Annotated in this window: 10 protein-coding genes and 1 other RNA gene; all 11 read right to left on the bottom strand. The window is 47.6% G+C overall.

The genetic code is table 11. The annotated features are described in order from the left end of the window. Nucleotides 1-213 precede the first annotated feature (213 nt). Nucleotides 214-572: a transfer-messenger RNA gene (gene ssrA, locus EJA10_RS17675) on the bottom strand. A gap of 148 nt (nt 573-720) precedes the next feature. Beyond that, on the bottom strand, nt 721-1,188 hold the full coding sequence (smpB, locus tag EJA10_RS17680) for an SsrA-binding protein SmpB (protein ID WP_125481357.1): 468 nt from the start codon (nt 1,186-1,188) through the stop codon (nt 721-723). A gap of 402 nt (nt 1,189-1,590) precedes the next feature. After that, nucleotides 1,591-3,969, bottom strand: a complete 2,379-nt coding sequence (rnr, locus tag EJA10_RS17685; protein WP_125481358.1) for a ribonuclease R — start codon at nt 3,967-3,969, stop codon at nt 1,591-1,593. 33 nt (nt 3,970-4,002) lie between these two features. Then, nucleotides 4,003-4,749: an alpha/beta hydrolase gene (locus EJA10_RS17690; RefSeq protein ID WP_125481359.1), complete on the bottom strand. Its 747-nt coding sequence runs from the start codon at nt 4,747-4,749 to the stop codon at nt 4,003-4,005. A gap of 256 nt (nt 4,750-5,005) precedes the next feature. After that, complete coding sequence (gene secG, locus EJA10_RS17695; RefSeq protein WP_125481360.1) at nt 5,006-5,239, bottom strand: preprotein translocase subunit SecG; 234 nt, start codon at nt 5,237-5,239, stop codon at nt 5,006-5,008. 219 nt (nt 5,240-5,458) lie between these two features. After that, complete coding sequence (locus tag EJA10_RS17700) at nt 5,459-6,268, bottom strand: polysaccharide deacetylase family protein (protein ID WP_125481361.1); 810 nt, start codon at nt 6,266-6,268, stop codon at nt 5,459-5,461. A 291-nt stretch (nt 6,269-6,559) separates the two neighbouring features. Next, nucleotides 6,560-7,858 (bottom strand): phosphopyruvate hydratase, encoded by a 1,299-nt coding sequence (eno, locus tag EJA10_RS17705; RefSeq protein ID WP_125481362.1) that lies wholly within the window; start codon nt 7,856-7,858, stop codon nt 6,560-6,562. Nucleotides 7,859-7,871: 13 nt separating this feature from the next. Next, nucleotides 7,872-9,410 (bottom strand): 2,3-bisphosphoglycerate-independent phosphoglycerate mutase, encoded by a 1,539-nt coding sequence (gene gpmI, locus EJA10_RS17710; RefSeq protein ID WP_125481363.1) that lies wholly within the window; start codon nt 9,408-9,410, stop codon nt 7,872-7,874. After that, the gene (tpiA, locus tag EJA10_RS17715) at nt 9,403-10,164 is read right to left on the bottom strand and encodes a triose-phosphate isomerase (protein WP_125481486.1); all 762 of its coding nucleotides are present in this window, start codon (nt 10,162-10,164) and stop codon (nt 9,403-9,405) included. Before tpiA ends, gpmI begins: the two co-directional genes overlap by 8 nt. A 420-nt stretch (nt 10,165-10,584) precedes the next feature. Next, nucleotides 10,585-11,769 carry a phosphoglycerate kinase gene (locus EJA10_RS17720; RefSeq protein ID WP_125481364.1) on the bottom strand — a complete coding sequence of 395 codons (1,185 nt, stop codon included), beginning with the start codon at nt 11,767-11,769 and terminating at the stop codon, nt 10,585-10,587. A 128-nt stretch (nt 11,770-11,897) separates the two neighbouring features. Then, complete coding sequence (gene gap, locus EJA10_RS17725) at nt 11,898-12,905, bottom strand: type I glyceraldehyde-3-phosphate dehydrogenase (RefSeq protein WP_125481365.1); 1,008 nt, start codon at nt 12,903-12,905, stop codon at nt 11,898-11,900. Nucleotides 12,906-12,944 lie beyond the last annotated feature (39 nt).

The raw sequence follows: 12,944 nt of genomic DNA on the forward strand, positions 1-12,944 counted from the left end.
GCAAAAGTTGAAAGAAGGAACTGGACAAACTGGAAGAAAGAGAATAAGCATTAGTGGATTTTTTTGAATGTGGGTTATTAATATAGGTAAAGTATCCAGATGGATATTGACACCTATATTCAGATGCCCTTTTTTCATACAAAAAAGAACTGCTATCAGTTGATAACAGTTCTTAGATCTTTTATAAAAATAAAAATCCACCAACATATGTATTGGTGGAGACGGTGGGAATCGAACCCACGTCCAAAGATATTGGCACTTAAGCTTCTACGAGTGTAGTCGGCATATTGGCGTTTCACTGATCCTTTTGCCTACCGACAGGCGGCCGGTCAGCTAGCCTGGTTGTTCTCTTCCTTCATCCTCAGGCGGTGGAATCCGGCGTAGCCCACTTAGAGTGAGTCCGCTACCCTACCACATGGGCGATGGAGGGGCGAACCGCTATGCAGTATTAAGCTGCGAAAGCGAAGTTGTTGTTTTCTTTGCCAGTTATAGGCGTTGACGTTTTTACGAGGCCGATCCCCTCGACTCGCCACTTAAGCTCAAACTACCCCTGTCGAATCCGTAACGTCCCCATATAAAAGGTTGCTGTATCTGTGATACAGACGTTAGGAGAACTCGGAAAGCCGAGCAAAAGTTATGTCGTCACTCGCTGGTGACAGTTATTATTATAACACACTGAGTACTTTTTTCAACTGGTACACTCTTCCTCAGCTGACAAGCTTACATTTTCTGGCGCTCACGGAAGGCACGCTCGATATCTCGGCTTGCTTCTTTCTTCTTCAGCGTCTCACGCTTGTCATAGTTCTTTTTACCCTTACCGAGACCGATTAAAACCTTGGCGAATCCATTCTTCAGGTAAATCTTCAGTGGCACTAGTGCGTATCCAGCTTCCTTTGTCTCTCCGATCAGCTGGTTGATCTGACGCTTGTGAAGCAAAAGCTTCCTTGTACGCAGAGGGTCATGGTTGTAGCGGTTCCCCTGCTCGTATGGGCTGATATGCAGGTTGTACAGGAACAGTTCCCCATTGTGGACCTTCGCATAGGAATCCTTCAGCTGGACGCGGCCGTTGCGGATTGATTTAATTTCCGTTCCCTGGAGGACGACTCCCGCTTCATATGTTTCTTCTATAAAATAATCGTGGTTCGCCTTTTTATTTTGAGCGACGACTTTTCCCTCACCTTTTGGCATAAAACTTCCCCCTTCTGTGTTCTCTCATTTTAACAAAAATGGCCTTCTGCTACAACGAAAAGCGCAAGCGCCTTGGTCAGCCCCGACAAGCGCTGGAGGGCCGCCCAGTGAAGTCGTTCTTTGACTTAATTGGGCGGACCGAAATCGAAATGTATAGCCGACTGTCCAGAAACGCAGAAACTGGAGACTCCGACAAAGAAGCGCTTTTTGCTTCTGCCGGCGGAGTTGAAGTTTCGGAGTTTCTAGGAGGCGACACTAAACAAGCGACTCGAGGGGCTAGGCGCTGGAGCTAGACAAAACGAAAAGCGCAAGCTCCCTGCTTCTCACTACGAGAAGTACTTTAGACTCTTTTAAAGTGACAACAGAGAGCCCCTTCAGCAGGAGCTCTCCTTTTCAAGTTGCCTATTTTCTCTTTTTGGATTTGCGCTTTGCTGCCGGGGCGTTTTCAAAGAACTTTTTCTTTTTGCTCTTTGGTTTGGATCCTGAGCCAGAACCGTTGCGGCCCCCGCCTGCTGATCCTCTTCCGCCAGATCCCCTGCCACCAAGCTTGCCTTCCTCTTCTTTTCCGCGGCGCGGCTTCTTCTCGCTGCTGCCTGTCTTGAAGACCTTCGGCGCAGCAGGTCGCTCACGTCTTGGTGTGCCCTTCATGCCAACAATCTCGAAATCGATAGAGCGCTCATCCTTATTGACGTTAATGACGCGGACAGTGATTTCGTCCCCGATGCGGAAGACATTGCCCGTACGCTCGCCGATCATCGCCATTTGTCGCTCTTCATAGCGGTAATAATCGTCTGTCATATAGCTGACATGGACAAGACCTTCAATGGTGTTCGGAAGCTCGACGAACATCCCGAAGTTCGTGACGGAGCTGATGATTCCATCGTATTCCACCCCAACCTTGTCTTCCATGTACTCCGCTTTTTTCAGCTCATCTGTTTCACGTTCCGCTTCAACCGCGCGGCGTTCCATGTTTGAGGAATGCTCGGCGATATCCGGCAGCATCGCATTCCACTTTTCCTTTGTCGCCTGGTCAAGCTTGCCCTCGATCAAGTATGTCCTGATCAGACGGTGGACAATCAAGTCCGGATAGCGTCGGATCGGTGAAGTGAAATGAGTATAGAATTCCGTTGAAAGCCCAAAGTGGCCAAGGCTTTCAGGATAGTATTTAGCCTGCTGCATCGAACGGAGCATGACGGTCGAAACGACCATTTCCTCCGGTTTGCCCTGGACTTCCTCGATGATTTCCTGAAGCGCCCGAGGATGGACAGCATTGGCTGAACCTTTTACGATATAGCCAAAGTTCGTGATGAACTCGAAAAACTTCCTCAGCTTGTCTTCCTTCGGATCTTCGTGGATACGGTAGATGAACGGTACATCCAGCCAGTGGAAATGCTCCGCGACTGTTTCGTTCGCCGCAAGCATGAATTCCTCGATCAGCTTTTCCGCGACTGAACGCTCACGTAAAACAACGTCCGTTGGCTGCCCTTCTTCATCAACCAGTACCTTGGATTCTTTAAAATCAAAATCGATCGCGCCTCTTCCCATCCTTTTTTTACGAAGAATGGCGGCAAGCTCTTCCATCATCTCAAACATTGGAACAAGAGACTCATAGCGCGAACGCGTTTCCTCGTCCTTATCAACGAGGATTCTGTTCACATCGTAATAGGTCATCCGCTCAGTCGTCTTGATGACACTCTGGTAGATTTCATGGTTCACCACTTGCCCCTCAGCAGAGATCTCCATGTTACATGACAGGGTCAGGCGGTCGACCTTCGGATTCAATGAACAGATTCCGTTCGATAGTCGGTGCGGAATCATCGGGATCACCCGGTCCACCAAGTACACACTTGTCCCGCGGTCTTCTGCTTCGCGGTCGATTGGCGAGTCCTCCGTTACATAATAAGTAACATCGGCAATGTGGACGCCCAGTTTATAGTTGCCATTCTCCAGCCTTGTCACCTGGACAGCATCATCAAGGTCCTTGGCATCGGCGCCGTCGATCGTGACGATGACTTCATCACGCAGGTCGCGGCGGTTCGCGATCTCGTCCTCATTGATCTGGTCCGGGGCATTATTCGCCTGCTCCATGACCTCATCTGGGAACTCGAGCGGCAAGCCATGCTTATGGATGACTGACAGGATATCGACACCCGGGTCATTTTTATGGCCAAGTATGGCGATGACCTCACCCTCGGCACTCTTGCGGCCTTCAGGGTAGCTCGTCAGTTTTACCACGACCTTATGCCCTTCGACTGCACCCATTCCCGCCTCTTTCGGAATGAAGATATCACTCGTAAACTTTTTATCATCTGGAATCACGAAACCGAAATGCTTGCTTTCGGTATAGGTACCGACGATTTGTGAGACTCCTCTTTCCAGGATCCGCACAACGGTCCCTTCACGGCGCTGCCCCGAGCTGTCAGATGATACTCGGACGAGGACCGTATCCCCATTCATCGCATTGCTCGTCTCGTTCGGCGGAATGAAGATGTCGTCCATCCCCTGCTCCTCGGTGATGACAAATGCGAATCCCTTCGCGTGTGCGCTGAAACGTCCGCGCACGAGATTCATTTTTTCCGGAAGTCCGTAACGGTCACTGCGTGTCCTGACGACAAGTCCCTTTTCCTCCATGACCACAAGCGCCTTCACGAAGTCCTTGAATGTCGAGGAGTCTTCGATTCCGAAGGCACTCTCCAACTCCTGGACGGTCAGCGGCTTGTACGCTTCGTCCTTCATATAATGCAAAAGCCTGTCTATATGGCCTTTAATGTTCTCATCCATATGAATCCCTCCTTTAATAAGAGTTCTATCCTTTTATTCTTTCCAATCTAACGACTCAAGAAACTCATAAATATCTTCGTGCAGCTGGTCGCGCTCCTTGTCCAGGGTTATGACATGGCCCGATTCCTCATACCACTTCAGCTTTTTATGCTCGGACTCAATATTGTCGTGGATGATATTCGCGCTGTCAGGATCAATGATATTATCATGGCGGGCCTGAACGACAAATGTCGGAGTATAGATTAAATCAATGCTGGCGCGGACCTCTTTGATCAGCTCCTGAAGATCTTTTAGCGTGACCATCGTTTTCTGTTCAAGCTCCTTGACCTCAGCCTCAATCTGTTCCTCCGGTTTGCCTTCCATTTTCTTATATTCACGGGCATACTCAAGCACGCCGCGGTACATCAGTTCCTCTGTCTTAAGGTGCATCGGCGCGCACATAGGAACGATTCCCTTCAGCGGTACAGTGTAACCCAGTTTCAAGGAAAGCACTCCGCCCAGTGAAAGTCCGGCAACAGCAATCTCATCGTAGCCTTCGCTCTTCAGCAGTTCATACCCATCAAGCGCGTCCTGCCACCAATCCTCCGGGCCAGTATGTATCAATTCTTCAGGAGGCACTCCATGCCCTTTGAATACAGGCGCATGGCTGGTGTACCCCTTCGTTTCCAAAAAGCGGCCCAGCATCCTGACATCCGCAGAATTACCGGTAAAACCATGCAGCAATAGCACTGCTCTTTTTCCAGCTTTAAATGTAAAAGGTCTTGGTACTAACTTTCTCATTTTCCTACTCCCTCTAATAAACAAAATCAATATCTTCCTTAGTTTTAACAAACATGCAGGTAACATTCCAACTAAAAGCCTTTATATATGTAAATACCCACAATTACGTGAATTATGTGAGGATTTTCTGCATCTAACCTTGCGGCCCACCGAAATTAGTCGGCAAGCGGCTTTCTGCTCGTTGCGTGATTGCCTGAACGCACTTCCCAGAACACAACAAAACCCGGCCTCAATCGAAGCCGGGTCATTGTGTGTATTATAGCTCAAAATAAGTAACGGCAATAGTCAATAAGAAGAACAAAACAGATAGAACGATCGTGACACGGTGAAGGACAAGGTCAAGGCCTCTCGCCTTTTGCTTTCCGAACAATTGCTCCGCGCCTCCGGAAATCGCACCGGACAGACCAGCACTCTTGCCTGATTGAAGCAGAACGACCACAATCAGCGCAATGCTGACGATCACGAGTAGAACAACTAATAATGTATGCATGACGTACCTCCCGAAAAACTGCTAACAGTATTTCTAATTTATCACATTTTCGGGAATGAAACAATACTTGTCCGAATTGTTCTGAATTTTATTGAGCAGCTGTTTTTTACCAATTGCCGTTTGCTCACTAACTGTATTCTTGAACTGGAGATTGTCATGTACTATTTTAACGGATGGCTGATCCCTCTTTTACTATTTCATACCATTGATGGCCGTTCACTATTGTAATGGTTCAGGAAGCATTGAGTTGGACCTGTACAGCAGATCTGAAACGGTCGTACATTGATAGCCATTCTTGTATAAAATCTCCAGGATGTTTTCGACAGCTTTTACCGTCTGCGACCGGTCCCCGCCAGCATCATGGAATATTATGACATCACCAGGCCTAGTATCAGATATCACATTCCGGGTGATTTTTGCGACGCCAGGCCTGCTCCAATCGCGCGTTTCCTGATGCCAGGACCATAGAATCACATTGTATCCACCTTCAATAGCGGTGTCGACGATTTCCTTATCATAATAACCTGCAACTGGCCGGAATATGGAGGGTTTGATGCCAGTCAGACCTTTGATGACCTCCGCGTTTTTATCCAGTTCCTTTTTGAGCATTGCCGGGGAATAGCCGTCCCGGAAACGATGCCTGTAGGTGTGGTTGCCAATCTCATGCCCTTCCGCTGCCTGCCGTTTAACGATCTCAGGGTATCTTTCCGCCTCCTCGCCAATGACGAAAAACGTTGCCTTAGCGTCATACTTTTTTAGCGCGTCGAGAATTTGCGGCGTGAAGGTCGGATCAGGACCATCATCAAAGGTGAACGCGACAAGCTTTTCCTTCACCGGGATATCCCAAAAAACATGCCCCGTCTTTTCGTATTTCGCTCGTTTTAGAGAAGAAGGCGCTTCTTGCTTAGGCTTTTTTGCTGATGATGACGCTTCGGATGGGGTTTGACTGGCTGCTGAAAGAGCAGTCCCCGATGCGAATGAGGATAGGGTAAAAGTAATCAAGACTGCGGCTAGAAGATAGTTCTTCATAACTCCGGCTCCCATCTAAGTTGAGTATAGCTATAGTATTGTGGATTGAAAGCCAGTTTATTTCATGGTTGGAGGGTTGCCTATTTTTACTAGTGGAGATAAGGCGGAGTTATGTGATTTTTTAGATACTCTTTTTTTGGGAATGATGGTTTGACTTTTAGGACATTACCTCCAGAATCCTCTTATAGACATTTTGAACAGCTATACATCTCAATATGTCCATTAAAGCTCTATATATAAAAAACACCGGGGCATCGTCATGCCACCGGTGTTTCGGTATCTCAAGAAGGATTACTTCTTAAGGTTGTAGAATGATTTGATTCCGTTGAAGCGAGCTGTTTCGCCAAGCTGGTCTTCGATGCGAAGAAGCTGGTTGTACTTCGCTACGCGGTCTGTACGGGATGGTGCACCAGTTTTGATCTGGCCAGCGTTTGTTGCAACTGCAATGTCAGCGATTGTTGCATCTTCTGTTTCACCTGAACGGTGAGAGATGACTGCAGTGTAGCCTGCGCGCTTCGCCATTTCGATTGCGTCGAATGTTTCTGTCAAAGTACCGATTTGGTTTACTTTGATGAGGATAGAGTTGCCAACGCCTTGCTCAATCCCTTGAGAAAGCTTCTTCGTGTTTGTAACGAACAGGTCGTCACCAACTAGCTGGACTTTGCCGCCTAGGCGCTCAGTCAATAGCTTGTGGCCTTCCCAGTCGTTTTCATCCAAGCCGTCTTCGATTGAGATGATTGGGTATTTAGAAGCCATTTCTTCGTACCAGTCAACCATTTCTGCAGATGTCTTCACGACGCCTTCTCCAGAAAGATGGTATTTGCCGTCTTCTTTGTTATAGAACTCAGAAGATGCAGCGTCCATTGCAAGCATAATTTGCTCGCCTGGCTTGTAGCCAGCTTTTTCGATTGCTGTAACGATTGTTTGAAGAGCTTCTTCGTTTGAACCAAGGTTTGGAGCGAATCCGCCTTCGTCACCTACAGCTGTGTTCAGGCCTTTTTCTTTTAAAACAGCTTTCAGGCTGTGGAAGATTTCCGCACCCATGCGAAGTGCTTCACGGAAGTTCTCAGCGCCAACAGGCATAACCATGAATTCCTGGATGTCGACGTTGTTGTCAGCGTGCTCGCCGCCGTTAACGATGTTCATCATTGGAACTGGAAGCTGCTTTGCGTTGAATCCGCCAAGGTATTGGTATAAAGGAATGTCAAGGTAATCTGCAGCAGCGTGTGCAACAGCCATGGAAACACCAAGGATTGCGTTAGCGCCTAATTTACCTTTGTTTTCTGTACCATCTAACTCGATGAGCGCATGGTCGATGCCAATCTGGTCAAGAACGTTGAACTCTTCACCGATCAAGAATGGAGCGATGATTTCGTTCACGTTTTCAACTGCTTTTAGAACACCTTTTCCAAGGTAGCGGCTTTTGTCGCCGTCACGAAGTTCTACTGCTTCGTATTCACCAGTTGAAGCTCCACTTGGAACTAGTGCGCGTCCGAATGCGCCTGATTCTGTGAAAACTTCTACCTCAACTGTTGGGTTACCGCGGGAATCTAATACTTCGCGTGCGTATACGTCTGTAATGAATGGCATAAGTAATCTCTCCTTATTTTTTGATTAATGTTGTTCCAGTCATTTCGGCTGGCTTATGGAGTCCTAGTAATTCTAGCATAGTTGGTGCAAGGTCGCCGAGAATTCCGTCTTCACGAAGCTCAACGCCGTCCTTCGTCACAATGACAGGTACCGGATTCGTCGTGTGGGCTGTCATTGGATTTCCTTCCATCGTCACAACTTCATCCGCGTTTCCGTGGTCAGCCGTGATGATCGCTGTTCCTCCTTTTGAAACAATCAGGTCAACGATGCGGCCAAGGCACTCGTCAACTGTTTCAATAGCCTGGATTGTCGGCTCAAGCATGCCTGAGTGGCCAACCATATCAGGGTTTGCAAAGTTTAATAAAATTGCATCGAAGTTATCTGCTTCGATTTCCTTGATCAGTGCATCTGTTACTTCATAGGCGCTCATTTCCGGCTGCAGGTCGTAAGTTGCAACCTTTGGCGAGTTGATCAGGATCCGCTTCTCGCCAGGGAATTCCTGCTCACGTCCGCCGCTCATGAAGAACGTTACGTGCGGATATTTTTCCGTCTCAGCGATTCGAAGCTGCGTCATGCCCGCCTGGGAAATCACTTCACCGATTGTGTTATCAAGGTTCGTCGGCTCGAATGCCACAAATCCGTCAACCGTTTCACTGAAGTGTGTCAGGCAGACAAAGTGAAGACTTTCTGGATGGCCTTCGCCGCGCTCGAACGAACGGAAATCTTTATTTGTAAAAGTGTTTGAAATCTGGATGGCGCGGTCAGGACGGAAGTTGTAGAAAATCACAGCATCATCCGTTTTGACTGTCCCGACTGGTGAACCATCCGGGCGCACAAGCACAGATGGGACAACGAACTCGTCAAAGATTCCGTTGTTATAGTTATCTTCGATCAATTCCATTGGGTTTGAATACGTTGGCCCGTCACCGTACACCATTGAACGGTAGGATTTCTCGACGCGCTCCCAGCGTTTGTCACGGTCCATAGAATAGTATCGCCCAGAAATCGTCGCAAATTCACCGACACCGATTTCACTCATTTTTTCTAGCGCTTGTTTAATGTATCCAGGAGCTGTCTGCGGACCAACGTCACGTCCATCAAGGAAGCCGTGAACGTATACCTTCTCAAGACCTTCACTAGCCGCAAGCTTCAACAGCGCGAACATATGCTCGATATGGCTGTGAACGCCCCCGTCAGACAGCAGGCCCATCAAATGAAGGGCAGTGCCTTTTTCCTTTGCGTGCTTGATTGCCGCAAGGAAGGTTTCATTTCTTTCAAACTCGCCTTCGCGGATCGAGATGTTCACGCGTGTAAGGCTCTGGTAAACAATTCGGCCGGCACCGATGTTCAGGTGTCCAACCTCAGAGTTACCCATCTGGCCTTCTGGCAGGCCAACCGCTTCGCCGCTCGCAATCAATTGTGCATGCGGGTAGTTGTTCCAATAGCGGTCAAAATTCGGCTTTTTCGCCTGGGCAACTGCATTTCCTTTTGCCTCAGGGCGGCAAGCAAAGCCGTCCAGAATGATCAAAGCTGTTGGTGACGTTTTACTCATTTGTACCTGCCTCCAATAGCTGCAAGAAGGAATCTGTCTCAAGGCTTGCGCCGCCGACCAATGCGCCGTCGATGTCAGGCTGGGACATGTATTCCTTGATGTTTGCCGGCTTTACGCTGCCGCCGTACTGGATGCGGACTGCTTCAGCCACTTCGGGTGAAAATTGCTCTGCGATCACCTTGCGAATGTGCGCGCAAGTTTCGTTCGCATCTTCAGCTGTTGATGATTTTCCTGTTCCGATTGCCCAGATTGGCTCATAAGCGATTACAGTCTGCTTAACCTGCTCTTCTGTCAGGCCGTTAAGAGCTGCTTTGATCTGGCCGCCGACAAACTCGTTTGTTTCGCCATTTTCGCGCTGTTCAAGCGTTTCTCCGCAGCAAACGATTGGAGTCAGATTATATTTGAATGCAGACAATGTCTTTTTGTTTACAGAATCGTCTGTTTCATTGAACATTTCACGGCGTTCCGAGTGACCGATGATCACATACTTCGCACCGATGTCTTCCAATGCTTTAGGGCTGATTTCGCCTGTAAAAGCACCCGTTTCTTCGAAGTGCATATTTTGCGCACCAATTTCGACGTCTGATTCCTTTGTCAGTTCAACAAGCTGTCCAAGGTACAGTGCTGGAGCACAGACTATGGATTCAACCTTGTCTTTTGAAGGAACAAGACCGCTTACTTTTTCAATAAAATCCTTGGCTTCAGGCAGCGTTTTATGCATTTTCCAGTTACCTGCAATGATCGGTTTTCGCATGCTGACACTTCCTTTCAAGATTGCTGTTGTTACAGCGTTGTAATGCTTTATAACCTGCTGGATGTTGGGCTTATCACTATGATTGCAGGCTCTGTTAATATAGACTGTTGATTTGCGTTCCAGGCGCTTCGCTTTCCGCGGGTGGGTCGGGGAGCCTCCTCGTCGTTTCACTCCTGCGGGGTCTCCCCTGACCCATGATCCCGCTGGACCCTGAATAAGCTTCCTCGAATATGCCCACGCACGATGGAAATGCGTTAGCATTTTCGGAGGAGTCTTCGCGCTTTCCACTACAATCAACAGGATGCTAAAGATACCATCGGGCTTTAACAGAGCCTACTGTTCAATAGAACTATTCATTGGCAACGGTCAGGATCCGCACCCTTATATTGCTGTTGCATAGCCCCTTATGAACTTCAAATCTTACTTGTCGTTTAATGCCACTACGCCTGGCAACTCTTTGCCTTCCATGAATTCGAGGGAAGCGCCGCCGCCTGTAGAGATGTGGCTCATTTTGTCTGCTAGGTTGAACTTCTCAACTGCAGCTGCAGAGTCTCCTCCGCCGATGACCGAATATGTATCGTTTGCATCGGCTAATGCTTGTGCTACCGCTTTTGTACCTTGAGCGAATTGGTCGATTTCGAATACGCCCATTGGTCCGTTCCAGATGACCAGCTTGGACTTCTGGATCACGTCGCTGTAAGTTTCAGCTGTTTTAGGTCCAATATCAAGTGCTTCCCAATCAGCTGGGATTTCCTCGATCGGCACGACCTTTGTATTTGCATCCGCAGAAAAATCGTCGGCAACAATGGCATCAACTGGCATGTAGAAGTTTACGCCCTTTGCTTTTGCTTTTTCCATGAAGCTCTTAGCCAATTCAATTTTATCTTCTTCTAAAAGAGACTTTCCGATTTCGTGGCCCTGTGCTTTTACGAATGTATAAGCCAGTCCGCCGCCGATGATCAGGTTATCTACTTTTTCTAATAAATTGTCGATGACGCCAATCTTATCTTTAACTTTTGCCCCGCCAATGATCGCAGTGAACGGACGCTCTGGATTTGATAGAGCCTTTCCAAGTACATCTAGCTCTTTTTGCATCAGGAAGCCTGAAACGGCAGGAAGATGCTTTGCAATGCCTTCTGTTGAAGCGTGGGCACGGTGAGCAGCTCCGAACGCATCGTTGACATAGACATCTGCAAGTTCAGCAAATGCTTTTGCCAGTTCAGGATCATTTTTCTCTTCGCCTGGATAGAAACGGACATTCTCAAGAAGCAGGACATCGCCTTCGTTCATGCTGTCGATTTCAGATTTTACAGATTCGCCATGAGCCTCGTCTGTTTTCTTTACATCTTTGCCAAGCAGCTCAGACAAACGCTTTGCTACTGGAGTCAAACGCAATTCTTCAACAGCCTGCCCTTTTGGACGGCCAAGGTGGCTTGCAAGAAGGACTTTCGCTCCCTGCTCAACCAGGTACTGGATTGTTGGAAGAGCTGCACGGATCCTTGTATCATCCGTAACCTGTCCATCCTTCATCGGCACGTTGAAATCAACGCGGCAAAAAACTCGTTTTCCTTTTACATCCACATCTTTTACTGTCTTTTTGTTCAAGGCTAGAGACCTCCTTTAAGATAGCGCCAATGCGCGTTTAAGCAGAAAAAGAGGAGAGGGAATTACCCCGCTCCCCTTTTCATCCCACTACATTATAGTCAATATTGGATGGTATATCCAATATTAGCTTACAGACCTTTTTTTGCGATGAAATCAACAAGGTCAACTACACGGTTAGAGTAACCAGACTCATTGTCATACCAAGAGATGACTTTTACCATGCTGCCTTCCATAACCATTGTTGAAAGAGCATCAATTGTAGAAGAGTATGCATTGCCGTTGTAGTCACTTGATACAAGTGGCTCTTCGCTGTAGCCAAGAATTCCTTTAAGTTCGCCTTCAGAAGCTTTCTTGAATGCAGCGTTGATTTCTTCAACTGTTACGTCTTTGTCAAGCTCAGCAACAAGGTCAACTAGTGATACGTTTGGAGTTGGAACACGCATTGCTCCGCCGTTCAATTTGCCTTTTAGTTCAGGCAATACAAGGGAAACTGCTTTTGCAGCACCAGTTGTTGTAGGAATGATGTTTTCCGCAGCTGCACGCGCACGACGGTAGTCTTTGTGCGGAAGGTCAAGAATTTGCTGATCATTTGTGTATGAGTGAACAGTTGTCATCATACCGCGCTTGATTCCGAAGTTGTCGTTCAATACTTTAGCGAATGGAGCCAAGCAGTTTGTTGTACAAGATGCGTTAGAGATTACGTGGTGATTAGCTGCATCGTACTTGTCGTCGTTAACACCCATAACGATTGTGATATCTTCTTCAGATGCTGGAGCAGAAATGATAACTTTCTTAGCGCCTGCTTCTAAGTGTTTGGCAGCGTCTGCACGCTTAGTGAAACGTCCAGTTGATTCTACAACTACTTCTACGCCCAGGTCTCCCCAGCCAAGTTGAGCTGGATCTCTTTCAGCAAGTACTTTTACTTTGTGGCCGTCAACTACAAGGTAGTCACCATCAACTGTAATTTCTTTATCTAAAGTACCGTGTACAGTGTCGTATTTTAAAAGATGAGCAAGCATGTTTGCATCAGTTAAATCGTTAACTGCCACTACTTCTACGTTAGGATTGTTCAATGCTGCGCGGAAAACTACGCGTCCAATACGTCCAAATCCGTTAATACCAACTTTTACTGCCATGAGTATTTCCTCCTTTGATTCCTAAAAAAATGTTGTTTA

The organism is Mesobacillus subterraneus (genome assembly GCF_003937825.1).
In the GTDB taxonomy this organism is placed as follows: domain Bacteria; phylum Bacillota; class Bacilli; order Bacillales; family Cytobacillaceae; genus Mesobacillus; species Mesobacillus subterraneus.

Coding starts and splice junctions, on each gene's coding strand:
- smpB (WP_125481357.1), bottom strand. CDS start 1,188: ATGCCAAAAGGTGAGGGAAAAGTCGTCGCTCAAAATAAAAAGGCGAAC.
- rnr (WP_125481358.1), bottom strand. CDS start 3,969: ATGGATGAGAACATTAAAGGCCATATAGACAGGCTTTTGCATTATATG.
- EJA10_RS17690 (WP_125481359.1), bottom strand. CDS start 4,749: ATGAGAAAGTTAGTACCAAGACCTTTTACATTTAAAGCTGGAAAAAGA.
- secG (WP_125481360.1), bottom strand. CDS start 5,239: ATGCATACATTATTAGTTGTTCTACTCGTGATCGTCAGCATTGCGCTG.
- EJA10_RS17700 (WP_125481361.1), bottom strand. CDS start 6,268: ATGAAGAACTATCTTCTAGCCGCAGTCTTGATTACTTTTACCCTATCC.
- eno (WP_125481362.1), bottom strand. CDS start 7,858: ATGCCATTCATTACAGACGTATACGCACGCGAAGTATTAGATTCCCGC.
- gpmI (WP_125481363.1), bottom strand. CDS start 9,410: ATGAGTAAAACGTCACCAACAGCTTTGATCATTCTGGACGGCTTTGCT.
- tpiA (WP_125481486.1), bottom strand. CDS start 10,164: ATGCGAAAACCGATCATTGCAGGTAACTGGAAAATGCATAAAACGCTG.
- gap (WP_125481365.1), bottom strand. CDS start 12,905: ATGGCAGTAAAAGTTGGTATTAACGGATTTGGACGTATTGGACGCGTA.